At 49.0% G+C, this 24753-nt stretch carries 26 protein-coding genes and 1 tRNA gene; 20 read left to right on the forward strand and 7 right to left on the reverse strand.

What is annotated here, in order from left to right; translation table 11 throughout:
• Positions 1–276 precede the first annotated feature (276 nt).
• Together AC6IB1_RS05685 and AC6IB1_RS05690 are read left to right on the forward strand one after the other, a co-directional pair.
• Entirely contained in the window at positions 277–1347 is a 1071-nt protein-coding gene (locus AC6IB1_RS05685) for a porin (protein WP_497568175.1), read from the forward strand.
• 69 nt (positions 1348–1416) lie between these two features.
• A complete protein-coding gene (locus AC6IB1_RS05690) occupies positions 1417–2088 on the forward strand; it encodes a YccT family protein (RefSeq protein ID WP_497568176.1) in 672 nt (223 codons plus the stop codon).
• Between the two features lie 65 nt (positions 2089–2153).
• On the opposite strand, the gene AC6IB1_RS05695 is transcribed toward AC6IB1_RS05690, so the two are convergent.
• Positions 2154–2363 (reverse strand): hypothetical protein, encoded by a 210-nt coding sequence (locus AC6IB1_RS05695; protein WP_497568177.1) that lies wholly within the window; start codon positions 2361–2363, stop codon positions 2154–2156.
• 253 nt (positions 2364–2616) lie between these two features.
• Here AC6IB1_RS05695 and gltX point away from each other — a divergent pair, with 253 nt between their 5' ends.
• Both gltX and AC6IB1_RS05705 read left to right on the forward strand, forming a co-directional pair.
• A complete protein-coding gene (gltX, locus tag AC6IB1_RS05700) occupies positions 2617–4038 on the forward strand; it encodes a glutamate--tRNA ligase (protein ID WP_497568178.1) in 1422 nt (473 codons plus the stop codon).
• 457 nt (positions 4039–4495) lie between these two features.
• Complete coding sequence (locus AC6IB1_RS05705) at positions 4496–5878, forward strand: OprD family outer membrane porin (RefSeq protein WP_497568179.1); 1383 nt, start codon at positions 4496–4498, stop codon at positions 5876–5878.
• A gap of 138 nt (positions 5879–6016) precedes the next feature.
• On the opposite strand, the gene AC6IB1_RS05710 is transcribed toward AC6IB1_RS05705, so the two are convergent.
• Positions 6017–6092 (reverse strand) — tRNA-Arg (locus AC6IB1_RS05710).
• 80 nt (positions 6093–6172) lie between these two features.
• Positions 6173–7306 carry a flagella assembly protein FlgT gene (locus AC6IB1_RS05715; RefSeq protein WP_497568180.1) on the reverse strand — a complete coding sequence of 378 codons (1134 nt, stop codon included), beginning with the start codon at positions 7304–7306 and terminating at the stop codon, positions 6173–6175.
• A gap of 196 nt (positions 7307–7502) precedes the next feature.
• Between AC6IB1_RS05715 and AC6IB1_RS05720 the strand changes: the two genes are divergently transcribed.
• Positions 7503–8138: a FlgO family outer membrane protein gene (locus tag AC6IB1_RS05720; RefSeq protein ID WP_115659524.1), complete on the forward strand. Its 636-nt coding sequence runs from the start codon at positions 7503–7505 to the stop codon at positions 8136–8138.
• Between the two features lie 13 nt (positions 8139–8151).
• Complete coding sequence (locus AC6IB1_RS05725) at positions 8152–8580, forward strand: LPP20 family lipoprotein (RefSeq protein WP_497568181.1); 429 nt, start codon at positions 8152–8154, stop codon at positions 8578–8580.
• Between the two features lie 88 nt (positions 8581–8668).
• Here the strand turns inward: AC6IB1_RS05725 and AC6IB1_RS05730 are convergent, their stop codons facing one another.
• From AC6IB1_RS05730 to flgA, 3 genes are all read right to left on the reverse strand, one after another.
• Positions 8669–9097, reverse strand: coding sequence for a flagella synthesis protein FlgN (locus AC6IB1_RS05730; protein ID WP_497568182.1), 429 nt, complete (start codon positions 9095–9097; stop codon positions 8669–8671).
• A gap of 6 nt (positions 9098–9103) precedes the next feature.
• Positions 9104–9421 carry a flagellar biosynthesis anti-sigma factor FlgM gene (flgM, locus tag AC6IB1_RS05735; protein WP_497568183.1) on the reverse strand — a complete coding sequence of 106 codons (318 nt, stop codon included), beginning with the start codon at positions 9419–9421 and terminating at the stop codon, positions 9104–9106.
• A gap of 85 nt (positions 9422–9506) precedes the next feature.
• Positions 9507–10205 carry a flagellar basal body P-ring formation chaperone FlgA gene (gene flgA, locus AC6IB1_RS05740; RefSeq protein WP_497568184.1) on the reverse strand — a complete coding sequence of 233 codons (699 nt, stop codon included), beginning with the start codon at positions 10203–10205 and terminating at the stop codon, positions 9507–9509.
• 130 nt (positions 10206–10335) lie between these two features.
• On the opposite strand from flgA, the gene AC6IB1_RS05745 reads away from it, so the two are divergent.
• The 14 genes from AC6IB1_RS05745 (at position 10336) to flgL (ending at position 23700) form a co-directional block, all read left to right on the forward strand.
• Positions 10336–11268, forward strand: a complete 933-nt coding sequence (locus AC6IB1_RS05745; protein ID WP_005506696.1) for a chemotaxis protein CheV — start codon at positions 10336–10338, stop codon at positions 11266–11268.
• Positions 11269–11271: 3 nt separating this feature from the next.
• A complete protein-coding gene (locus AC6IB1_RS05750; RefSeq protein ID WP_497568185.1) occupies positions 11272–12099 on the forward strand; it encodes a CheR family methyltransferase in 828 nt (275 codons plus the stop codon).
• Positions 12100–12281: 182 nt separating this feature from the next.
• A complete protein-coding gene (gene flgB, locus AC6IB1_RS05755) occupies positions 12282–12677 on the forward strand; it encodes a flagellar basal body rod protein FlgB (RefSeq protein WP_005506694.1) in 396 nt (131 codons plus the stop codon).
• 3 nt (positions 12678–12680) lie between these two features.
• Entirely contained in the window at positions 12681–13091 is a 411-nt protein-coding gene (flgC, locus tag AC6IB1_RS05760; protein ID WP_497568186.1) for a flagellar basal body rod protein FlgC, read from the forward strand.
• An 18-nt stretch (positions 13092–13109) separates the two neighbouring features.
• Positions 13110–13856, forward strand: coding sequence for a flagellar hook assembly protein FlgD (gene flgD, locus AC6IB1_RS05765; protein WP_497568187.1), 747 nt, complete (start codon positions 13110–13112; stop codon positions 13854–13856).
• A 21-nt stretch (positions 13857–13877) separates the two neighbouring features.
• Entirely contained in the window at positions 13878–15185 is a 1308-nt protein-coding gene (gene flgE, locus AC6IB1_RS05770; RefSeq protein WP_005506691.1) for a flagellar hook protein FlgE, read from the forward strand.
• Between the two features lie 179 nt (positions 15186–15364).
• Entirely contained in the window at positions 15365–16114 is a 750-nt protein-coding gene (flgF, locus tag AC6IB1_RS05775; RefSeq protein WP_497568188.1) for a flagellar basal-body rod protein FlgF, read from the forward strand.
• Between the two features lie 16 nt (positions 16115–16130).
• Positions 16131–16919, forward strand: a complete 789-nt coding sequence (flgG, locus tag AC6IB1_RS05780; protein ID WP_005506689.1) for a flagellar basal-body rod protein FlgG — start codon at positions 16131–16133, stop codon at positions 16917–16919.
• Between the two features lie 15 nt (positions 16920–16934).
• The gene (gene flgH, locus AC6IB1_RS05785) at positions 16935–17726 is read left to right on the forward strand and encodes a flagellar basal body L-ring protein FlgH (protein WP_497568189.1); all 792 of its coding nucleotides are present in this window, start codon (positions 16935–16937) and stop codon (positions 17724–17726) included.
• A gap of 28 nt (positions 17727–17754) precedes the next feature.
• Positions 17755–18846, forward strand: a complete 1092-nt coding sequence (locus AC6IB1_RS05790; protein ID WP_114994889.1) for a flagellar basal body P-ring protein FlgI — start codon at positions 17755–17757, stop codon at positions 18844–18846.
• A gap of 3 nt (positions 18847–18849) precedes the next feature.
• On the forward strand, positions 18850–19830 hold the full coding sequence (flgJ, locus tag AC6IB1_RS05795) for a flagellar assembly peptidoglycan hydrolase FlgJ (protein ID WP_497568190.1): 981 nt from the start codon (positions 18850–18852) through the stop codon (positions 19828–19830).
• A gap of 109 nt (positions 19831–19939) precedes the next feature.
• Complete coding sequence (locus AC6IB1_RS05800) at positions 19940–20398, forward strand: hypothetical protein (protein ID WP_497568191.1); 459 nt, start codon at positions 19940–19942, stop codon at positions 20396–20398.
• A 219-nt stretch (positions 20399–20617) separates the two neighbouring features.
• A complete protein-coding gene (gene flgK / locus AC6IB1_RS05805; RefSeq protein WP_497568192.1) occupies positions 20618–22495 on the forward strand; it encodes a flagellar hook-associated protein FlgK in 1878 nt (625 codons plus the stop codon).
• Between the two features lie 11 nt (positions 22496–22506).
• Entirely contained in the window at positions 22507–23700 is a 1194-nt protein-coding gene (gene flgL, locus AC6IB1_RS05810; protein ID WP_497568193.1) for a flagellar hook-associated protein FlgL, read from the forward strand.
• A gap of 67 nt (positions 23701–23767) precedes the next feature.
• On the opposite strand, the gene AC6IB1_RS05815 is transcribed toward flgL, so the two are convergent.
• Positions 23768–24655, reverse strand: a complete 888-nt coding sequence (locus tag AC6IB1_RS05815) for an AraC family transcriptional regulator (protein WP_497568194.1) — start codon at positions 24653–24655, stop codon at positions 23768–23770.
• Positions 24656–24753 lie beyond the last annotated feature (98 nt).

Raw genomic sequence — 24753 nt, forward strand, 5'->3', positions numbered from 1 at the left:
TTTTTTATATAAATTGTCGATCTCGATCACGAACATAAGGGAACTTTGCACCGAGTCATATTTTTTTAATAACAAATAAAGTTCTCGTTGATGTTTTTTTATGTGCAAGTAGTCTGAGATTCATCGGTTGAGGGAGAGTTCAATCGGTGATGAAAAATCTAAAGCGATGAAAATGAAGCGTTTTAGAAAATCGAATAAACGAGTCATTGCTTCGGCGGCCAACCATAACAGCGATGACTTGGAATTCTGAAAAATCCCTTTTTAGGAGTTAATTCCATGGAAAAAATGTTTAAACGTTCAGTATTAGGGGCAGCTGTAGCTCTGGCTGCAGTTTCTGGTAGCGCAAATGCCGCAATTGAATTGGCAGGTGATGCGGTTCAGCTGTATGGTCAGGCAGCAGGCTTTATTCACCTGACTAATCCTAAGGCATCTGGTAAAGATGGTGCAGCTCAAGCTGTCATCGAATCTCGTGTCGGTTTCCGTGGTCGTGTTGCTTACGATGAGTTTGGTCCAGACTTTATCTGGCAGATCGAAGGCGGTAACGCTGACAACTCTGACAAGAGTGGTCAGCTTGGTGCTCGTGATACCTACTTGGGCTTGGACTTTGAAGGTGTAGGTTCATTTAAATATGGTCGTCAGCTTGTAGCTGCATACAACTACGTTGACTGGCCACATTCAAACCCAGGTTTGGGTAATGTCTTTGATTGGCATAACAAAATCGGTGCTTCTTATGAAGACCGTGCTGACAACGTCTTCCGTTTTGACTCTGCAAATTTTGGCGGCTTTAATTTCCAAGCAACGTTGAGTGGTATGGGATCCTCAACTGAGGAAATGGTTTCAAGTATTGCGGCTTCATATTCTCAGGACATGTTTAGCGTGCATGCTGGCTACTATGATCAAAAAGGCTATAACAAAACAGTAGCTACCGAAGGTGGTTATGTTGCTGATGAAAATGGCAATCCAAAATGGGAAGCGCCGACATCTAAAGTGGAAAAAGCTGGTGATGTATCTTACTCCATCATTGGTGGTAGCGTATTCCTTGGTGATCTAACACTTACAGCTGCTTGGAAAGCAATGGAAAACGGCGTTACTAACAACGACCAAGATGCATACTCTGCCACTGCACAATATGTTATCGATGGTACATGGGTATTGAAAGGTGGCTATGCAGCAACTAGCGAATCTAAGTTAGGCACTGATGACGATTCACAAGCAATTACTGGTCGCCTAGGTTACTTGCTGCCAAGCACTTACCTTTTCCTTGATGTTCGTAGCTACGATTATAATGGATCGGATGAAACAGATGACGGCACAAACATCCTGATCGGTGCTGAATACTACTTCTAAGTTTTGAAGCATTCGTAGTACTATTGATGCGGGCGTCATATGACGCTCGCTTTTTTCATGGAGGGCTGTATGAAACGTATTTTCAAATCAATAGTTTTTCTTGGTGGATTAACCCCGCTGCTAGCTTTTTCACAAGTGACTATTAATCTCCACAAAGATGTAGAAGGACTTGTCGTTAATGGTGAAGCTCTTCCTATTTCAGTAATATCAAAATCTAAATTTGAATTAGAAAATGGCACAAACCAGCTTGTGGTTCGTGTTTCTAAGCTAGTTTCTTCTGGTTCTGAGTTTGATAAATTTAAGACAGACCCTTTAGTGATCACCTTTGATGCGAGCGACACCGATCTGACGATAATGCCTTCACGAGATATCACCGCAGAGCGCCAAATAAAAGACTTTAAGCAAAACCCTTCATTTACATTGGTCAGTTTAAACGGTAATCAAATCGAGTCTGAACAAGAAATTTTGCCCGCAGGCCCAGGTTTTTTACGCGATTATGAAAGAGAACTGGTTAAGTTTAATGAAAAACGTGGTTTAAGTTACAGCAAGTCTATGGCTGACACTAAAGCTGAGGCGTCTTCCGACATCAATCAAAAATCTAATTCACCAGTTTATCCTGTCAAAAATGCTGAACTGTCTAATGAGAACGCTTTAATTTTGATGCAAGCTGACTTTTTGAGAATGAGCGCAGAAGAGCAGAAAAAATTCTTGAATTGGGCAGTGCAGAATGTCCGTTCTTGAGTCCGGAACATCATACGCGATGAAGCAGGCGTTAAGCCTGCTTTGCTATTTTTAATGTTGATATGTCAAAACTGGTTGCCCGGGTTTCTATCAAAACTACCACCTTCTGCAGTGCATAAAAGGGCAGGGATATATTGGGTTTTCCCGCCGCTCATCTTACACTTTACTAAGGGTCCTGCCTGCGTCGCCCATCCACCAGAGTTATTGGCTTGAGCATTTACGCTGATAACAGAAGTAAAACCCACTATAGCAATCAAAGCTACTAGCTTTTTCATCATTATTCTCCTGACTATTTGTTATATGACTCGCAATTATGTTAGAGGTGTTTTGCATTTTTTGTTGATAAATAAGATGTGGACCTTATTTTTCGTCTCGAAGCTAAACGTGTGCGGATAAGCCCATGAACATCACCCGTTTGTAAATATCCTCAGCAGCAGAGATTGTTCACTTCAGTCTGTGCGCTTACAATAAGCACCAATCGGAAATGCCTCCGTTCAATTTAACAACGCCAAACGTTATAGGATTAACATGACAGTTAAAACTCGTTTTGCTCCAAGCCCAACAGGCTTCTTGCATGTAGGTGGTGCCCGTACTGCACTGTATTCATGGCTTTGCGCCAAACACGCTGGCGGTGAATTTGTCCTTCGTATTGAAGACACTGATCTTGAGCGTTCAACCCAAGAAGCTATCGATGCGATTATCGAAGGGATGGAGTGGCTGGGTCTTGATTGGGATGAAGGTCCTTATTATCAAACCAAGCGTTTTGATCGCTACAACGAGGTTATCGATCAATTGCTGGCTGAAGGTAAAGCTTACAAATGCTATGCGCCCAAAGAGTTGCTTGACGAAATTCGTGAAGAGCAAATGGCAGATGGCGTGAAGCCCCGTTACGATGCTAATCACCCTAAAGTGATGGCGGCCAATGAGGCGGCGACGGAAGACTCGCCATTCTGTGTCCGTTTCCGCAACCCGAAAGAAGGCTCTGTGGTTTTTGAAGATAAAATCCGTGGCCGCATTGAAATTGCAAACAGTGAGCTGGATGATCTTATCATTCGCCGTACTGATGGCAGCCCAACCTATAACTTCTGTGTTGTGATTGATGACTGGGACATGGGGATTACTCAGGTTGTTCGTGGTGAAGACCATATCAACAACACGCCACGTCAAATCAACATCTATAAAGCGATTGGTGCGCCGGTGCCTGAGTTCGCGCATTGCTCGATGATCCTGGGGGACGACGGTGCGAAGCTGTCTAAACGCCATGGTGCAGTCAGTGTCATGCAATATCGTGACGAGGGCTATTTGCCACAGGCGTTGCTGAACTATCTGGTGCGTCTGGGTTGGTCTCATGGCGACCAGGAAATCTTCTCATTGGAAGAAATGATCAATCTGTTCAGCCTTGAGTCAGTCAGCAAATCGGCATCTGCGTTTAATACCGATAAGTTACTGTGGTTGAACAACCACTATATTAAAACATCTGAGCCAGAGTACGTCGCTAAGTACCTGCAATGGCATCTTGATGCAAAAGGTATTGATACTGCCCAAGGGCCAGAAATTACAGATGTCATCAAACTGGTGGGTGAACGATGCAACACCTTGGTTGAACTGGCTGAGCAGTGTCGCTATTTCTATCAGGATTTTGATGCGTTTGAAGCTGATGCTGCGAAGAAGCATCTTCGTCCTGTGGCAAAAGAAGCATTGGAGCTGGCATTGGCAAAAGCGGAAAGCCTGGACGAATGGACCACTGCAAATCTTCATCAACTGATTGCAGATGTTTGTGCAGAGCTTGAGCTTGGTATGGGCAAAGTAGGCATGCCGCTTCGCGTTGCTGTGACAGGACAAGGCCAATCACCGTCTGTTGATGCAGTCATGACGCTGGTGGGCAAAGAGCGTGTTGTATCCCGTATCAAACAGGCGCTCCAGTTTATTGCTGAGCGAGAAGCCCAGTAACTGCGCGTTTTTTCTCTGTATGCAAAGCCTCCGCCAGTGTCGGAGGCTTTTCTTTGTTCGCTTGTCGAATAAGTGGAAGTGCTTTCTGGAAAGAAATGGGAGGAGGGTCAATTTATAAGAGATTACTTCTTTCTCAATATAAAAAGGATTCCACATTTGCACGTTTTTTTCGTGATACAGATCTGTTGAAGGAAGAGAAAGGTAAAATTCACCTTTCTTTTATGTTTTTGTATTTATTTAAATCATTGATTTAAATGGCAATATATTAATTTATGCTTTGATTTTGAAGCATTTCAAACTTCTTCAAGCCTCAGGTTTTATTTTTATCGCTCCGAATTAAGCTTTAGCTTCGTTGATACCATGAAATCAATAAACCAAACCGGTGTCGTTATTCTCGGCGGCCAATGAAGGATGACGAACTCTCCATCGGTATAAATTGAAATTTTAGGAGTATTCCATGGAAAAGCTATTCAAGCGCTCTATGCTCAGTATGGCAGTTGTCGGCGTGATTGCTGGTGCCTCAATGGTTACAGCGCCTACTGCACAGGCCGAAGGCTTCTTTGATGATTCATCCATCTCCGGTGGCATCAATTTCTGGTTCCGTGATCGCACTCGTGGTGACTTTGATGCTAAGACAGGTCAAGACACGCCTAAAAAGACTAACCTAGACCATGGTTCAGTAATGATGAACCTAGGCTTCGCTTCCGGTTATGTGGGCGATGTCGCTGGTCTTGACTTGAATGTGTATAGCACGTTTGATTTATACAATAATGGCAGTCCAGACCATGAAATGAACTTCTGGAACGTTAACAACCCCTACGACATGCAGCCTGATGCAGATACCGGTTGTGGAGGTACATGGGATTCAAGCTGTACCGATAATGGTGTATCAGTTCAAACTGCAGCTGCAAAGTTCAAGTTTGGTGATAACGTGACCGCAAAAGCAGGTTGGTTCCAGCCATCTGTCCCTGGTGCGATCGGTGTTAACTGGTCATATGCGGCAGGTACTTATACCGGTGGTGAAATTGGTTTTAACCTAAACAACCTGCAACTAGGTTTTGTTTACGCAACAGAATACAAAGCACCTTGGTTCAAAGACAGTTATGAGTTCCGCGAAGCAGACGGCAAGACCGATGCCGGCGATGCATTCTCTGTTGGTGGTCGTTACACCTTTGACAATGGTCTTCTGATTGACGCAGCATACGCAGGTCTGACTGACGGTGACCGTAAAAACGCGCACGTAAAAGTGAAATACACCACTGACGGTGGCCTGTATTTGTCACCACAACTTTATGTCGTAGATGATGATGGTCAATTTGACAGCACAGCGTTCCAGGTGGCGTTCCTGTCTGCGAAATCTTTCGGCGCATACAATGTGCGTGCAGAAGCAACTTATACGGTTGCAGAAGACAAAGATGCTTCTTTGGTTGGTAACATGTCTTACCGTTTGACTAAGGCTTACGGTGGCTCAAACGGTACTTATGACATCTGGTGGAACAACCGTTCTGACTTTAACCATGATGGTGAGTTTGCCGCATTTGCTTCTGTCGCACGTGACTTCACTGATTTAGGTGCGCCTGGTTTCAGTGCAGGTATCAGTGGCGCATTTGGTATAGCGTCTCCTGACATTGCCGGTGTAGATGACCTATTTGAGTATGCAGGCAGTGTGTTTGCTAACTATGCGATCCAAAATGGTGCCCTGAAAGGTGCTAACCTTGGTATGTATTACACTGAGTACGTGAATGACACAGATGCGGGCAACTGGGCCCCATACACTAACTTGTTCCAAGACGAGAGTGATATCAAAGTCACCCTGACTATTCCTTTCACCATCAAATAACGGTTCGGAATAATAGACGCTCACAAACGCCTGCTTTTGCGGGCGTTTTTGTTGCCTGATGCGATTAAAAACAGAATTGTTGTTGGGTCAATGTCTGTAAGGAAAATAGATGAAGCTGATAACTATTGGTGGAATCAATGGCGCTCCCACAGGGACTCGAACCCCGATCGGTCGCTTAGGAGGCGACTGCTCTATCCTGTTGAGCTATGAGAGCATTGGGCACCGATTCTGGGTAATGCAGTGCCGGGCTGTTAGTATACCCAATTGTTTCCCAACGTTAAGGCTTTAAGAGTATTACTGTGTGTGTTTGGTCACCAAATCACCGATCTGGATGCTGGCGCCAAATTCTACCGGTGCTACGGCCACTTCTGCAGAGCTTTCATAAACCCGGGTGACAGTCAGCTCGATTTCACTTTTCTTCAACTGGGTGCGGTACATGCCGTATTGGTCGGTAAACGAAGCGTTGTGCCATACGGCCAATTTGTCGCCATGCTTCACACCATGGATACGCCCGGCATTGATTTGCCCTGTTTGTCTGTTAATGGAAACGATCTCCGGTGTTGCTGCTCGGCAGGCTAGGTTGCTTTCCAAATCCAGTAAGATATTGCGACTCATACGCTGCGCCATTTCTCCGTAGGGTGAAGCCCAGAAGCGCGCCGTTTTGGTATCGACTTTACTGTTGCGTTCAAATGGCCAGGCGGCGATGTCACGATAGATGTTCTGATAAATCACCTCACCGGATTTTCCATCCAGCACATCAATAGAAAGTGCCAGTTGCCGGTTTGTCTGATCTTTTCTCAGTAGCTTTTGATCGATGGTGGCTGTCATGTCTGTGATGGTACCAACAAGCAGATATTGTGCGCCTGTATCCTCGGCCACCATCGCGGCAACATCTGGCTGGGTAGGGGAAATGGTGTAGGGCGTGATCCCCTGAACGACAAAGCTTTGTCCCTGGGTTTCAAACTGGCGCTGTAAAAGAACCGTGAAGTCATCACCAAACTGAAAAATGCCACCCAAGGCCGCATGTTGGGGAGAGACAATGTCAAACCTTCCCATCAACAGCCCTTTTTTGTATTGGTGCTTGTGGCAAGCATTTGCCGTCGGGTAGATGTCTATCCGCGCTGTCAATTTCATGACACCGCCTCTTTCTTTCGTTTCCAGTACCTGAATGTGGCGGATCTCGTCGCCACTGAATAAGTAGTTGTCTTTGGCTTCTTTTAAATAAGGACGAATTGCCGTCAGGCCGGCGATATCAGCACCGGAGAATTTTAATGCTTGATAAATCACATCTTCAAGGGCGCGTTCTCTTGCTTGTTCTTCACTCTCTAACACTGTACTAATCCCGGTAACTTCATACCATGCGGCGTTGACAGACGCGGATGCCAGCGCGATACAAGCGACCAGAGGTTTAATAATTCTTTTGCACATAACCTAGGGTTCCAATAATAGGTATAAAAATTGCTAGACCAGAATACATCGCTCAAAAAGCGGCAAGGTGGTTAGCCGAAAAAGCGAAAACATAACCACTGAATGCAAATAATGTTCCCGAAATCAGGGAAGTACCGTGGACTGGGCTTCTGTGAGTCATAGGTCAGTCTTTAAATGTGTCCGGAGCCAGACGATAATGAAAAACTGGATAGTGATATTACTGAGTCTAGCAACCGTATCTTGCGCTTATCACCCAATCTATAACGGTAAAGAGCCGTACTCGGGGAGCAAGTTTCTGTTGCAGCAAACCCCACGACACACGTTGGATTACTTTATCGACGGTTTGGCGGATGAGTTGCTGGAAACCAACAACTATCTGACAGCAAGAACCCCGATGGCGGTGGTCTCTTTTGTTGATGTTGAAGAAATGGATGAAACCAACTGGCTGGGGAATTCCGTGACTGAAGGCATGATCTACCAGATGCAGAGACGCGGGTTCACGCTTATCGACTTTAAAAATACTGGGTCTATCCGTGTGACCAAAGAAGGTGATTTTTCTCTAAGCCGTGATTGGAAAGAACTGCACCCTGAGCAACAAATTGATTACGTGTTGACGGGCACCATGTTGCGTCAAGGCGGCGGTGTGTTGGTCAACGCAAGGATTATTGGCATGCGCTCCCGTGTGGTTGTTGCGTCGGCACAGGGCTTTCTTCCTTCCGACCGTATAGGACGTGATATTGATACATTACGTAAAGTGCGTATTGAAGACGGCGTGATCATTCGTGGTGATCAGCGCAAGCACCCCACCGATACCATTATTTTGAAACCATAGCTCAGGAGCGAGTATGAAAACCTGGTTATCCCTGGCAATACTGCTGATATTGACCGCTTGCCAACCTATTACCCAAATTCGTTCAGATGAGTTGTTGACTGCGGTGGGGACAGCGTCAATCAGTGCTCAACGGGGCGAAACGGAAGAAGAGAAGCAGTTTCGAGCAATGCGCGCCTCGAAGTTGGAAGCGTACAAAGAACTGTCAGAACAAGTTTATGGGATCCGTGTTGGCGGCAATACCCAAATTGATGATCAACAGCTTGGCGAGGACAAAACCCACGGGGCATCAGATGGCATCATTCGTGCGGCAGAAGTGGTCGCCAGCTATAAAGTAGGTGATAGCTATGTGACTGAACTTCAACTGAATTTACGTAAGATGAAGAAAATGTCTGAGTACGGTGAGTCGCACCATGTGCCGAGAAACGATGCGATCATTTTCTGAGAGTCAAAATCCTCTAAGGTTTATATATACGAAAAAAGCTGCATTAAGCAGCTTTTTTTGATGCGTTTGTGAAGGTTTTTGGACGAAATTAGGCTTTGATGTTGGTGCCGAGTGTGCGACTGCCAGATGCCTGACCATCGGCATCATAAGTCATTTCATTTTTACCGGCAGCTTCCTGGAACAGGTTACGAAGTTTGTGCATGCTCAACTGAGCCCGTTGCAGCGCGACGCCATTCATGTCGTTTAGCTGGTGGCATTTTTCCAGGGAAGACTGGATTGTGGCAATCATTGCTTGGTTATCGTCAGATAACGATTGCAGCTCTGGGCATTTTGCCAGTTGGGCATCTCGTAACTGGATAGCTTGGATCAGAGAGAGCTTTTGTTTGGCGCAGGCATCAATATCGGCAGCTTTTCTGGAGGCAATGGCCGTGGTTTCCTGTTCCATAACGTCTAGCAGCGCGTTGACGTTGTCTGCCTGAACCTGAAGAAGTTGCTCAAAAGTGAAGGCTTCAGACATGGTAAGTTATTTCATCCCACGAAGATCGTCTTCGTGTTTCATCATGTTTTCAGCCAGCCGATCGGCGTCGACTTTGTAAGAGCCATTTGCGATAGCGGCTTTGATAGCTGCTACCTTGGCGCTGTCGAAATGTGTTTCACTGGCCATCTGCTGGTTTAGTGCGCCAATTGCACGGCTTTCGTCACTCATAGAAAACGCATCGCCACGATGATTGCGTACTTCACCAGCCGAGCTGTTTTCAGCGGGACTGCTTTGGGTCTTGCTTTGGTTGCTTCTGCTCGTGCTCAATGGCTGACCAGAACGCAGATGATCGATACTTGCCATAATAAAGCCTTATCTTTGTCCGAACCTTCTGTTGCTCACGGTATCGGCCGCATTACTATGAACTTTAGCACTTAATTGTGCCTTGTTAGAATTTTACTATCACCTGACCGACTGCCGTAATTGTACCATCGACGATTCGGTTCGACTTAGTGTTGCGGACTTTAATTTGTTCTCCGAGAGCGCCGTCACTTAATGCTGTACCTTTTGCAATAATATTCAGTCCGTTACCCATAGCTGTGATGATAACCTCGTCATTGCGGCAAACCATACAAATATCATTGCCGCTGATGGGTTCGCCAATCCCCACAACACGCTTAACCCGGGAACCGAGAAGGGTGGCGTTGTCAGTATACGTTTGACCGCGCTGGAAGCGGGCATCGACCAGTTGAATAATCAGATCCTCTTTGGCAATCGTCACGCCACGATCAAGTGGCCTTTTTGCCACAACAACCGGTGTCAGCAAGCGGATCTGTACGGGCACATAAACCTGCCAGTTATCTTCTTTGCAGCTCACCAGAACGGTCACACTTTTGTTGAGGGATTGGCGGCCCGGCACCTCTGTTTGCAAAGGCGAAGGACAGTGGGAAAGCTGTAACCGGCTATCCAGATTGCCAGCACGGACCTCAAGTTCACCATATTCCGGTGCAGTGATCAGTGTCTCGACATACGTTTCGGCAGCTTCTTTTACTGTATCGAGTTGACTTGACGGTGCAGCGGCTATAATTGAGCTAAAGCTATAAATAAATGTGCCGATAAAGAGCCAGACTAATCGTTGATAACACATATGTCACATATTGGTTAGTGTGGTGAATTTAGATGCAGTGAGTCTTTCAATTCGCATGCCAACATGTGTGGAACAATGAAGTTGCTTGCTGCAATACGATAACTAGAACAGGGCAAATGGAGTTTATCTTATGTCGGGGATTCTTGATACGGTCAATCAGCGTACCCAACTGGTCGGACAAAACCGCTTGGAGCTGTTGACCTTTCGTTTGATGCGTAAGCAGCGATACGGCATCAACGTTTTTAAAGTAAAGGAAGTACTCCAGTGCCCTAAGCTGACTTCCATGCCAAATCTCCATCCACTCGTAAAGGGGGTTGCTCACATCCGTGGGCAAACTATCTCAGTTATTGATATGAGCCTTGCGACGGGGGGGTTGCCTATCACGGATCCGGAAAACCGTTTTATCATCATTTCTGAGTTCAACCGTTCAACCCAAGGTTTTTTAGTCGGCTCTGTCGAGCGGATTGTTAACATGCATTGGGAAGCGATTTTGCCACCACCAGAAGGTACTGGTAGCTCTAACTACCTGACCGCAGTCACTGAAATCGAGGGTGAGCTTGTCGAGATCCTTGATGTTGAAAAAATCCTGAACCAGATTTCGCCTGTCAATGAAGAAATCAGTGAAGAACTGTTGGCGAACAAGCCTGTGTTCGAAGAAGGAGGCTCAGAGCCAACCACTGTGTTAGTTGCGGATGACTCGAGCGTCGCGCGCCGTCAGGTGAAGCGGGCCGTAGAAAGTATTGGTTACAATGTCTTGCTTGCCCACGATGGTCGCGATGCCCTCGAAAAACTGCAGGGTATGACGGCAGACGGTACCATCAGCGATTTGGCGCTTGTTATCTCTGATATTGAGATGCCAGAGATGGACGGCTACACCTTAACAACTGAAATTAAAAAAGATGCTAACCTCAAAGATCTTCATGTAGTATTGCACTCCTCATTAAGTGGTGTCTTCAATGAAGCGATGGTGAAGCGCGTTGGGGCAGATGCATTCATTGCCAAGTTTGACCCAGATGAACTGGGTGCAGCTGTGATGAGCGCGGTAAAAGGTCAAGAAGACTAATCCATGACGAATATAGCGATTACAGATCAAGAGTATCGTGATTTTTGTAAATATCTCGAAAACAAATGCGGCATCGTGTTGGGCGACAGTAAGCAGTACCTTGTAAGAAGCCGACTCAGCCCGCTTCTTACTCGCTACAAACTGGCCTCGATGTCCGAGCTGTTTCAACTTGTTCTAACAAACCGTAACCGCGATTTGGCGGTGTCAGCCATTGACGCCATGACGACAAATGAAACCTTGTGGTTTCGGGACGCCTACCCGTTTGAAGTATTGGCAAACCGTTTGTTGCCGGAAGTGGCGCAAAATAAAAGGCCAATCAAAATCTGGTCTGCGGCCAGTTCTTCAGGACAGGAGCCGTATTCTATTGCCATGACTATTCAAGAAGTACAGGCGAAAAAACCGGGTATGCTGGGAAATATTTCGATTACTGCGACAGACATTTCGTCCACCATGCTCGAAAACTGCCGCGCCGGTGTTTATGACAACCTCGCACTTAGCCGAGGTCTATCGCCTGAGCGGAAACGCCAGTTTTTCGAAGATGCCGGTGAAGGCCGTATGAAAGTGAAAGAAACGCTTAAACGCATGGTCACTTTCAAACCACAAAACCTGATGGAAAGCTATGGCATGCTTGGCAAATTCGATATCATTTTTTGCCGTAACGTATTGATTTATTTCTCTCCAGAGATGAAATCTAAAGTGCTCAACCAGATGGCTGGCAGTCTCAACCCCGGGGGCTACTTATTGCTGGGGGCGTCTGAGTCTTTAACCGGCCTGACGGACAGGTTTGAGATGATTCGGTGTAACCCCGGTATTATCTATAAACTTAAATAAGGCAGAGCTCCTCATAGGAAAAAGCGGCACAGAAGTTGCCGCTTTTTTGTACTTGTATTCCCTGACTTACCCATAATCTTTTCAATTCATTGTCTTTAAAACATAAATAATCCCAAGTGTGTAGGCGATAAAGTTGGCATCCAATTTGCAAAATATCCGACATAGGATTTTGGAGGTGCCACATGGCGATAACATTCGACAAAGCGCTTGGCGTTCATCAACACACGGTGGGAGTGCGTGCTCAGCGGGCGGAAACGCTGGCGAGCAACCTGGCAAACGCTAACACTCCAGGTTACAAAGCACAGGATGTTGATTTTGAACAGGCACTGCAGGCGGCAACCTCCGGGGCAAACTTTGGCCTGAGTCGTACCAATGAGCGGCATATCCCTGCCTCCTCACAGATCACTGGCCAGAAAATGTACCGCATTCCAAACCAGCCTGATACCGGCGATGGCAACACAGTGGACGCGCAAGTAGAGCGTAACCTGTTTATGCAAAACGCGCTTGAGTATCAGGCGTCATTGGACTTCCTTGGATCCAAGTTCAAAAACATGTCCAAGGCGTTGAAAGGGGAATAATGGATGAGTCTTTTTAATGTGTTCAACGTAACCGGTTCTGCCATGAGTGCAGAGTCAGTCCGACTCAACACCACATCCAGTAACCTAGCGAATGCTAACTCTGTCAGCAGCTCTGCCGCTGAGACGTACAAAGCGCGTCATCCCGTCTTTGCCGCTGAACTTAACCGTTTCCAACAAGGCGCAAGTGTACCAGTACGCGTGGAAGGCATTGTTGAAAGTCAAAAGCCGTTGCGCGCAGAGTATAACCCTGAGCACCCAATGGCGAATGCGGATGGCTATATTTACAAGCCAAATGTCAACGTGATGGAAGAGATGGCCAATATGATTTCGGCCTCCCGTTCTTATCAAACCAACGTAGAAGTTGCGGAAGCCAGTAAGCAAATGCTGATGCGCACGCTGCAAATGGGCAAATAATGGTAGGAGTACGGCACTATGAATCCTATTGACGGCGCAGGTGGAACAGGGAGCTATATCGACCAGCTCAAAGCGCTGCAAGAAAAACAACGTGCAGAGCGTGGTGATACCGGTGAAAAAGTCACTGGCCAGACTGACCTTAAGCAAGAAGACTTCCTGTCACTGCTGACCAAGCAGCTGGCAAACCAGGACCCGTTCAAACCGGTGGACAATGAGCAGATGATTGCCCAGATGGCATCGTTCGCGACTGTCGATGGTATTGGCAAAATGAACGAACAGTTTGGTTCCCTGAATGCTGCGATGACATCCAGCCAGGCGCTGCAAGCCTCTTCGCTGGTTGGGCAAGATGTATTGGTGCCGGGCAACGAAGGGTTTAAATCCGCAGAGGGTGGCATTGCCGGTATGGTAAAACTGCCGCAGGCGCTGAATGATGTGATTGTTCGTATCCAGAACGCGCGTGGTGAATTGCTGAGAACGTTCAATATGGGCGCCAAGTCGCCTGGTGATCACCGGGTCGAGTGGGACGGCAAAGATGATGCCGGTAATCCACTGCCGGAGGGCAATTACACCATGAACGTCAGTGGCAACATTGACGGTAAGTCTCAGGATCTTGAACTTTCTACTTACGCAAACGTAAACAGTGTTTTGTTGGGGAATGGTGACGGCAACGTGATGTTGAACATCGCCGGGTATGCATCTCCGGTCAAACTCACCGAAGTGCTTGAAGTAGGCAAATCCAGTCTTGGCAACGTGAGCAAGAGCTAAAAGGACAGAGGAGTTCCAGCAATGGCTTTAAATATCGCACTGAGTGGCCTGGCGGCGGCTCAAAAAGACATGAACACCACCAGTAATAACATTGCGAACGCCAATACTTTTGGTTTTAAAGAGTCGCGTGCTGAGTTTGGTGATGTGTACTCTGCATCTATCTTTTCTAACGCAAAGACCACCACAGGTAGCGGCGTACAAACCTCGATTGTGGCACAGCAGTTTCATGAAGGTTCCAGTATTTACACTAATAACCCGTTGGATTTGCGTATCAGCGGTAATGGATATTTTTCCGTGGCGAATGACAAGCTGGCGACCCAGGATAACGTGTTGACCCGCAATGGCGCTTTCCACCTGGACAAGGACAATAACATCGTTAACTCTGAAGGGCAGTTCCTGCTGGGTTACAACGTTGACAGTGAGACCTTACAGGTTGGCTCTTTTGAACCACGGGCACTGAACGTGCCCGATCAGTTTGGCCAACCCCGAGCGTCTGAAAATGTCGAGATTGGCCTCAACTTGCCGGCGGGTGGTTCGGAAAAAGACCCTGCTCTGTTTAACCCGGAAGATCCTGATACCTATAACAAATCAACTTCAGCGACGATTTTTGACTCACTGGGCCAACCATACAAATTGACCACTTACTACGTCAAAGATAACGTCACCCCGAACAAATGGGCGGTATATTACACAGCGACAGATGCCACTGGTGAGAAACCCCTTAGCCTGACCTCCGGTGAATTCACCAGTGCAAGTGGCCAAGTGGGTCACTCTGTCCAGTTTAACAGTGACGGTTCAGTCAATGCTGTCAATGGTGGTGCACCCATCCAAACCGTTGAATTTGGTCCAGGTGGTGCTGGTCTTGAGATGAACGGCGCGGATGGGACTCAATCCCTGACCATCAACTTTGAAGAGCCTACCCAGTATGCGTCGCCGTTCGAGATGCGCAGGTTCACAGAAGATGGTGCAACCACAGGGTATCTGGCGAAAGTCGATATTGACCCGAAAGGCACCATTATGGCGACATACAGCAACGGTGAAAACGTGGCGCTGGGCCGTGTGGCTATGGTGCGGGTCTCTAACCAGCAAGGTCTTTCTCAGGCAGGGAACACCCAGTGGAAAGTGACCCAGCAATCCGGTGAAGCAATATGGGGCGAGGCCATGCAGGGTGCGTTCGGTAAAGTGAAAAGCGGTACTATCGAACAATCCAACATTGACATGACCCAGGAGCTGGTGGACCTGATCACTGCCCAGCGTAACTTCCAGGCCAACTCCCGTTCGCTGGAAGTGGGCAACCAGATGCAGCAAACCATTCTACAGATTCGTTAAGCATTGGTTTGTGTGTCTTTTTGCCGCCCGATCGATGGGCGGCAATTCTTTACCTAAAATGGCTATTTCCCGCCTTTCTCTGTTGTTTGAATCCTGCCTAACATGTTGTAAATTAGTGAGATTATACTTTGGCACTCTTCTTGCTTTGTTGATTGCATAAGCGACAGGAGAGCTATTGAATGGATCGCGCATTATTTCTCGCCATGAGTGGCGCCAAACAAGATATGCAAGCATTGCAACTACGGGCTAATAACCTGGCAAATGCCAGCACTACCGGCTTTCGCGCCGATCTGGAACAAGCCCGTTCGATGCAGGCATATGGTGAAGGTTTACCTACCCGGGTGTTCAACATGACAGAACGTCCCGGTTACAGTTTTGCCCAGGGTTCAACCATTACCACTGGCCGTGAACTTGATGTGGCAATAAAAGGTGACGGCTGGCTGGCGGTATTGGATGGCACCGGTCAGGAAGGGTATACCCGGGTGGGTAACCTGAACGTTGACCAGACAGGCATGCTGCAAAACGGTCATGGTCACCTGATCTTAGGAGAAGGCGGCGCGCCAATTTTCCTGCCCCTGCCGGTATCCAAGATTGAAATCGGCTCTGACGGCACGGTATCTGTGTTGCCTCAGGGCGCGCCACCTGAAGCGATGGAAGAAGTGGATCGTATTAAGCTTGTCCGCCCAAACAACGAAGAGCTTTTCAAAGACAAAAACGGTGTCTTCAAACCGGTGAATCCCGGCACCATTTTTGAAGCTGACGCAGGCGTTTCCCTGCTGACCGGGGCGCTGGAAGGCAGTAACGTCAACCCTATCAATGAAATGACCGGGCTTATCGACCTTCAGCGTCACTTTGAAATGCAAGTCAAATTAATGAAAACCGCAGAGGAAATGGATCAAGCCTCCAACTCTCTGCTGCGCATGGGTTAATTGAGAGGAATTCAGTATGCATCCTGCATTATGGGTGAGTAAAACTGGCCTGGACGCACAACAGACCAATATTTCGACCATTTCGAATAACCTGGCGAACGCCTCAACGGTAGGCTTTAAAAAGTCCCGTGCGGTTTTTGAAGATCTGTTTTATCAAAACATCAATCAGCCGGGTGGCCAGTCCTCCCAGAACACGGAACTGCCTAGCGGCCTGATGCTGGGTGCCGGCTCTAAAGTGGTGGCAACGCAACGCGTTCACACCAATGGTAACGTCCAAACCACCAATAATGCGCTTGATCTGATGATTGAGGGCGATGGTTTCTTCCAGATTTTGCTGCCAGACGGTAATATCGGCTACCAACGTAACGGCCAGTTCACCCTGAACGATGAAGGTGTGATAGTGACATCCGGTGCCGGTTATCCGTTGGAACCGGAAATTGTTGTGCCACCAGATGCGATTCAGGTGACTGTTGGCACCGACGGTGAAGTCTCAGCCAGGTTACGTGGACAACAGGAAAATGCCATTCTCGGCCAGATCACCACGGTTGATTTTATCAACCCGGGTGGCCTTGAGCCGATTGGCCAGAATCTTTACCTGCCCACAGGCGCCAGTGGTGACCCACAAGAGGGTGTTCCAGGGCTTGACGGGTTGGGCAGCGTCAGACAGTCAATGCTGGAAACCTCCAACGTTAACGTAACCGAAGAATTAGTGAACATGATCGAAGCGCAACGGGTTTATGAAATGAACTCTAAGGTGATTTCGTCTGTCGATCAGATGTTGAGTTACGTCAACCAGCAACTTTAAGGGAGTAACGCGCGGATGAAAAAGCTCATTGCGACAGCCATGATGTTGGCAACTGTATCAGGGTGTTCCTTGTTGGATACTGACACATTGCTGGGACAAAACCAGAATGAAGTCGTGCAGGGAACAACGGAAACGGATGCGGTTGAAGGTAATACCAACCCGGGAAATGAAGGCCTGATTGGCTTGCTGCGTGAGCGTGAAGATCCGGTAGCCGGCGATCCCAACTGGGCACCACTTCATCCTGTGCGCCAGCCGGAACATTACACCACCGCAACCGGTTCCCTGTTCAGCGCAGTCAGTGCGCAGGATCTTTACGATGACACCAAGCCCCGCAGCATTGGCGACATCGTTACTGTGATGCTGGAAGAAAAAACGCAGGCGAAAAAGAGCGCCAGCAGCGATGCGGCAAAATCCAGCGACCTGAGTATGGATCCCCTGGAATTGGGCGGCGAGGAAATTACCATCGGCGAGCGTAACCTGTCTTATGCCGCTGCCCATGACAATTCAACCAGTGGCTCAACCAGTGCAGATCAGAGCAACAGCATTTCCGGTTCGATTTCGGTGGAAGTGGTGGATGTCATGTCTAACGGCAACCTGCTGATCCGTGGAGAGAAGTGGCTGACACTGAACACTGGCGATGAATATATCCGCTTGAGCGGCACGATTCGTCCGGACGACATCACACCGGAAAACACTATTGCCTCAACACGCATTTCCAACGCACGTATTCAGTATTCAGGTACGGGGGATCGTCAGGATACGCAAGATCAGGGATTCTTGGCACGATTCTTTAATGTCGTTCTGTAGTACCTAACCCGGTTGCCGGAGATTTGACGTGAAGAGTTGGCTGACGCTGTTTTTGATTGCCCTGTTAATTGCCCCCGCAGCACAGGCTGCCCGCATTAAAGATGTGTCGGAAGTCGCGGGAGTGCGCAGTAACCAGTTGGTAGGGTACGGGTTAGTGGTCGGTTTAGCCGGCACTGGTGAGAGCACCCCGTTTACCGATCAAAGCTTCAATGCGATGCTGAAAAACTTCGGCATCCAGTTGCCGCCGGGCACCAAGCCAAAAACCAAAAACGTCGCGGCTGTTGCCGTCAGTGCCGAATTGCCGCCGTTTGCCAAGCAAGGCCAGAAAATTGACATCACAGTTTCTTCTATTGGTTCAGCGAAAAGCCTTCGCGGCGGCACTCTGGTACAAACTTTCCTCAAAGGCCTCGACGGTAAAGTGTATGCAGTGGCACAGGGGAACCTGATTGTCGGTGGCTTCAGTGCCGAAGGGGCAGACGGTTCATCCATCGTCGGTAACACGCCCACTGTGGGTCGGGTGACAAATGGTGCCACCGTGGAGCAGGAAGTGCCTTCACCGTTTGGCCGGGGTGACCATATTACCTTTAACCTGTTTGAATCCGATTTTACTACTGCCCAGCGTATGGCGGATTCCATTAACAGCTTCCTTGGACCCAATACCGCTTCTGCCATGGATGCCGCTTCTGTGCGTGTCCGTGCGCCGCGCGATCTGTCCCAGCGTGTTGCCTTCCTGTCTACCGTTGAAAACCTCGAGTTCGTACCGGCAGATGCGGCGGCAAAAATCATCGTTAACAGCCGCACCGGAACGATCGTGGTGGGGCAAAATGTGCGCCTTCGCCCTGCAGCGATTACCCACGGCGGTATGACAGTTACCATTAATGAAAACCTGCAAGTCAGCCAGCCGGGGGCTTTCTCCGGAGGGGAAACGGTGGTGGTGCCAGATTCCGGTGTAGAAGTCACAGAGGAAGATGGCCGCATGTTCCATTTCAAACCGGGTGTCACACTGGATGATTTGGTCCGAGCTGTGAACGGAGTCGGCGCGGCACCTTCGGATTTGATGGCCATCCTGCAGGCACTGAAACAGGCTGGCGCCATCGACGGTCAACTGATAGTGATTTAAGCCATGAAAGCACCTTTAGACACCGGATTTATCCACGATCTCAGCAGGCTGGATGTGCTTCGCCAGAAAGCGGCGAGTGGTGAGCAATCAGATGATGCCCTGCGTGCAGCCGCCGAGCAGTTTGAAGCGCTGTTTACGCAAATGCTGTTTAAATCGATGCGCAGTGCCAATGAAGCCTTCGAGTCGGATCTTATCGATAACCGCACTTCAAAATTCTATGAGCAAATGGCGGATGAACAGCTTTCCAGTGCCCTTTCCCGTGAAGGCTCACTGGGGCTTGCTGATTTGATTATCCAGCAGTTTAAAGGGTTACAAAACAGCGAACCGATGGATGTCGGCAACAACAGCGCCAGCGAACGTATTCGCCTGCAGCCCACGATGCCACCCGCACCGAACATGACAGAAGATGAAGCCGCAGAGCAAATGCTGCCTCCACTTTCTGACGACACGGTGATTCCAAGCCCTCACATGCTGGCTCAACAGAATAGTGCGCCAACAGTGGAAAGCAGCAAACCGTTTGAAACCCCTGATGAGTTTGTCAGTCGCCTGACACCTTATGCGAAAAAAGCAGCACGCGCATTGGGTACAGACCCGGCCATTTTGATTGCCCAGGCAGCACTCGAAACAGGGTGGGGCAAGAAAGTGATTGCCAACGCCCGGGGCTCCAGCCACAACCTTTTCAACATCAAGGCCGATCCGCGCTGGGAAGGAAACAAGGTGGCGACCCAAACCCTGGAGTTCCATGATGATATCCCCGTGCAGGAAATGGCATCCTTCCGCGCTTATCCTTCCTATGAAGACAGTTTTGCTGACTATGTCAGCTTTCTGAACCGTAACCCGCGATACGCAACCGCGCTTCAGCAAACCGCAGAGCCGGAACAGTTTATCTGGGGTTTGCATCAGGCCGGTTATGCAACAGATCCACAGTATGCCGACAAAGTGCTCAGTGTGTTTGACCGTGTGAAAGGCATGATGGCGCAATAAATTTGCTACGGGAGCTACAGGAGTGGTTGCGCTGTTAACGCACCAGACAGTGTGGTTTCGGTCAACCTGACAATCATGGACGCCCGGCGACAACGGAAAGTGAAGGGAAATGACAGAACAGCAATCCAATCAGGACAACAGGCCAGAGCCTGCAGCACAGCCCCTTTCCCACCATGCCAGAGGAACTATCCGTCGCGATCCTTTTATCCGCGCATTTCTGGAAAAAACACCCAAAGACGTTGCTGACTCATTTACCGATGCCCAGCTGCTTCAACTGAAACTGAGGTTTGGGACACGGGCCAATGCGCGCCATATGATTGATTTCAGGACCCTGTTAGGGGGCTTTGGCTGGAATTATTATCTGGTGTTCCTGTTCGGCCGCAACCGACGGGATCTGACTCGCACAGAACAGAAAGCAGCCTTTGCCGGGCGGATTATCGCTCTGTTATTGGGCGGTTTTATACTGTTTTCTGTGGTGATCACATCCCTGTATCTGGTGAAGTCATTCGTCGGTATTGATCTGTTACCCAATTTCTCATTTGGCCTGTGGCACTGGCTCAGTTCATGATGTTTTTCGCCAAGCGGCGAGTGTCGGCAACCTCCAATTCCCGGCAGGCACAGGCATTGCGGCAACCCTTTGCCATGTGATGTATAAAACACCACCATTCTATCACGTTACATTCCTATCATTTTGAAAATAAACATAAAAACTCCATGGCATGATTCTTGAATTATTCTGCTCAACAGATAATTTCGTAAGTTATGCGTTTGCGCATACGGGGGCATAATGGGGTTTGATCTGCTGACGCTTGGTTCCCAGGGCGTTTTGACAGCACAGCGGCAGCTGAATACAACGGGTCACAATATCTCAAACGTGAATACTGACGGGTATAGCCGTCAGTCTGTTGAGCAGCGTGCCAACGACTCTGCCTATTGGTCGGCAAACCAATGGGGTCAGGGTGTCCATGCTGCCGCCGTTCGCCGGAATTACGACAAATTCGCGGTCAACGAATACAACATCACTACCTCGGCGCTGGCCCATGCCCAAACCCGCAACAGCCAACTCACTATGCTTGATGACATGATGTCTCACGCAGCAAAGAAAATTCCCGAGAACATGAACGAGTTTTACGGCGCAGTAAAAGGATTGGCCGACAGCCCCAGTGATATGGGGGCCCGTAAAGTGGTGCTTGAAAAATCCCGCCTGGTTGCAGCAGGCTTGAATGATATCAACAATGTGCTGCAATCCCAAGAAGCCAATACCACGGTAGAAATCGATGCCACCCTGCAACGGATGAATGATATCGGTGCGGAGATTGTTGATATCCACAAAGCGATTCTGAAGGCTCAGGCGGCAGACAATGACCTGCTTGACCGTCACCAAAAGCTGATTAACGAGCTGTCAGAATATACCCAGGTGAGCGTCAACCAACGTGATGACGGGCTTTACAATGTGATTATTGGCAGCGGACACACGCTGGTTTCCGGTTTGCACTCGAGCGAACTGCAAACTGTGCCCGGCACGCCTGACCACCAGAAGCGCCGTCCTGCGCTGGTGGAAGGTCAGGCCCTGAAACCTATCGATAATGCCGATATCCGCGGCAGGCTGGGCGCGATGTTTGAGTTCCGTGACAACACGCTGGCACAAGCGCGAGATGAACTGGGTCGCCTTGCTGCCGGATTTGCTATGTCAATCAATGAGCTGCAATCGCAAGGTTATGATCTTGGGGGGCAGGTAGGGGAAAATGTCTTTGTTGATTTCAACAGCGATGATTTTGCCCGGGATCGTATTGTCAAAGCGTCAGATTCCACCGCAGAGCTCAAGGTTTATATTGACGACTTGGCGCAGCTGAAAATTGGCGATTATCAGCTGAAATTTGATGGCAGCCAATACATCCTGGTTGATCCGGAAAAGAATACGGTAGCGGTGACCCCATCCGGCTCGCCACCTTCTATTGATTACGATGGCCTGCGTATTCAGGTCGATGTGGGGCTGGTTGCCGGAGAGCGGGTGATCATCCGCCCGGTCAGGCAGGGTGCTGGCCAGATCCACGTCACGATGGAAGACCCGGCAAAAATTGCCGCCCAAAGCTACATCAGTTCAAAGTCGATATTGACCGGGCAGGGGGATCTGAAAGTGACCCAACCCGGCGCACAGCAGGAATTCCAGGTTGCCATTTCACCGGATGCTACCCAGTTTGCGGTGCTGGATATGAAAGGCAATATCCTGCTTGCACCGCAGGCGTACCCGCCAACGGCACCGGTCACAGTGAACGGGACGACCTTTGAGCTGACAGATGGGACAGCCCCGGAAGATGTGTTTGCCGTCAGCTTGCTGCCCGCTGATGGTGAAAACGGCAACCTGATCCGGATGCAGAAGCTGCAAACCCTGAAACTGATGGATGGTGGCCGTTCGAGCCTGATTGATGTGTATGAAGGTCTGAACACCGATTTGGGCGTGCAGAAAACCTCCTTTGCACGGCTTGAAGATGTCAGCCGTGTTGAGCATGACGCCGCCGCAGGGCGCGTGGCTGAAATTTCCGGGGTCAACCTCGATGAAGAAGCGGCAAACATGATGAAATTCCAGCATGCCTATATGGCGTCTTCGAGAATCATGACTGCGGCAAACGAAACGTTTGAAACCCTGCTGAATGCAACCCGATAAGGATCTGAGTGATGATTAGCCGTATTGCCAGTTTTCACAATTACCAGTCAGTGTCCAATGACCTGATGCGCCAACAGGTGAAGTTGCAGGATAACCAGGATGAGCTCGCGACCGGTAAGCGGGTGCTGACAGCCGGGGACGATCCGGTGTCGTCGATTTATATCCAGAACTTTCGCCAACAGGACAAGCAGCTCGATCAGTATGTGGATTCCATCACCCTGGCAAGAAACCGTCAGACCCGTGCTGAAATCGCCATTGATGATGCCGAGCAACTGGTCGACAGTGCCAAGCGAAAAACCATGGAAATGATCAACGGTTCTCTGTCTGAAGATGACCGTACGGCGCACCGCCAGGACCTGAAAGGTCTCTACGACAACTTTATGAACCTGGTGAATGCGAAAGATGAGTCGGGCAATTTCCTGTTCTCTGGCACCCAGTCGAGCAAGCAGCCTTTTTACCGCGACAGTTCCCTGAATGTACGATATGCCGGGGACAGCTATCACCGCACCGCGCAGGTTGCGCCGGCAGTTGAAGTGCAAACCAGCGATCCGGGTGATGAAATCTTTATGGAGCTCAAAAACCCGTTTGGTGACTATCAGCCAGAGTATGAATTAAACAGCGGATCGTTGCTGCTGCTGGCGCAGGCGAAAAACAGCAACAATACCGACAACGCGGAATATGCGGTCAGCTTCAGTGTGGATGGTGCCGGGCAGACTACCTATGAGCTGACGCAGGATGGCAATGTGGTCAGCAGTGGGGTGTATGACCCACAAACCGGTGTGCAATGGCAGACCCTAAGCCTGAGCTTTGAAGGTGAGATGCTGGATGGCGACAAAATTGTGCTCGAGCGCCAGGATACCTTTAACGTGTTTGATGCATTCAAAAAAGGCATTGAACTGTCGTACGAGAGTATTTTCGATGCGTCGGCCACCGCTGAATTGCATCAGGTGACAGAGCAATTCTCTGCGGCGTTCAAGCTCCTCAACAAGGCGCGCTCTGAAGTGGGAACCCGGCTGACAACCCTCGATAGGCAAGAGAGCATGCATAAAGACTTCAAACTGGTCCTGAACCGTTCACTCGGCACCATGGAGGATTTGGATTACTCCACTGCGGTGATCGACATGAACGAGAACATGTTGGCGCTACAGGCCTCCCAGCAGGCGTTTGCCAAGACCAAGGAGCTCTCCTTATTCAACTACATCTAATGCCATCTACAACCGGATTCTAGGACCTAGGTCCTAGGATCCTGACTCTCTAAACTGCTCTTTCACCTTAACTAAACAATGCCCTGAACGCCGTGGGCGTCATCCCTTTGCTGGCTTTAAACTGCCGGTTAAAATTTGACAGGTTGGAGAACCCCACCCGCTCAGCCACAACTGAAACCGGCGTTTCTGAGCGAACCAGCAGCTCACAGGCTTTGCCCAGCCGATAGTTTTTAAGGTGATTGGAGAAGCTGTCAGCGAAGTGCTTTTCGAACATCCGGTAGACCGAGCTTTCACTCATGTGGAGATGGCGGCAGATATCCTGGACAGAGATTTGCGTGTGGTAATTACCGGCGATAAACTGCTGCGCCTTTTCCAGTTTGTCGAGAATGGGAGTGTCTTTTGCCACATAAAAACAGAACGGGCGAGAGGTCAGCGTCTGCGCGGATTTATCTTCACTGAGCAGAACAAGGATCTCGACGACCCGCACAAACTGTACAGAGGGTTTGAGTGTCGATGCCCCTTTCATCAAAGTGTACAACGCAGCAAATGTTGCTTTGGATAACTTCAGCCCTTTATTAGCGCGCACCAGCATGTCACTGACGGCGGACAACGCTGGAACCGTGGCTATAAGGGATTGTACCCAAGCCTGATCAAGCCAGAGTACATGGGAGCTGCTGGGACGCTCAGGTGTGGCGGTAGATGCGACACGGGTCAACATATGCGGCAAGCCGGGGCCGGTGAGATAGGCATGGTGGTGAGAGGCCTCGCCGATGTAGTCATCAATGATGATTTTACCGGGTGAAACGTTAAGCGGGTCGAAATACAGTACCAGCTCAATTTCATCATGGTAGTGCCAGCCACATTGCATACCAATGTTGGATTGTGTGCAGGGGTAATCGGCAAAATGCCAGCTGGGGCTGACATCTTTTTGCACGCGTTCAATAGTGGGTTTCATCGTGCACTGTCACTGAATGTTAGTTTAATGCTGTTTTACCCAGTTTGTCAGAAGCTTGGAAGCAGTTGAATGAATAGTATCAGTAGTTGCTGGATGGA

It is taken from the genome of Grimontia sp. THUN1695, from assembly GCF_059704325.2.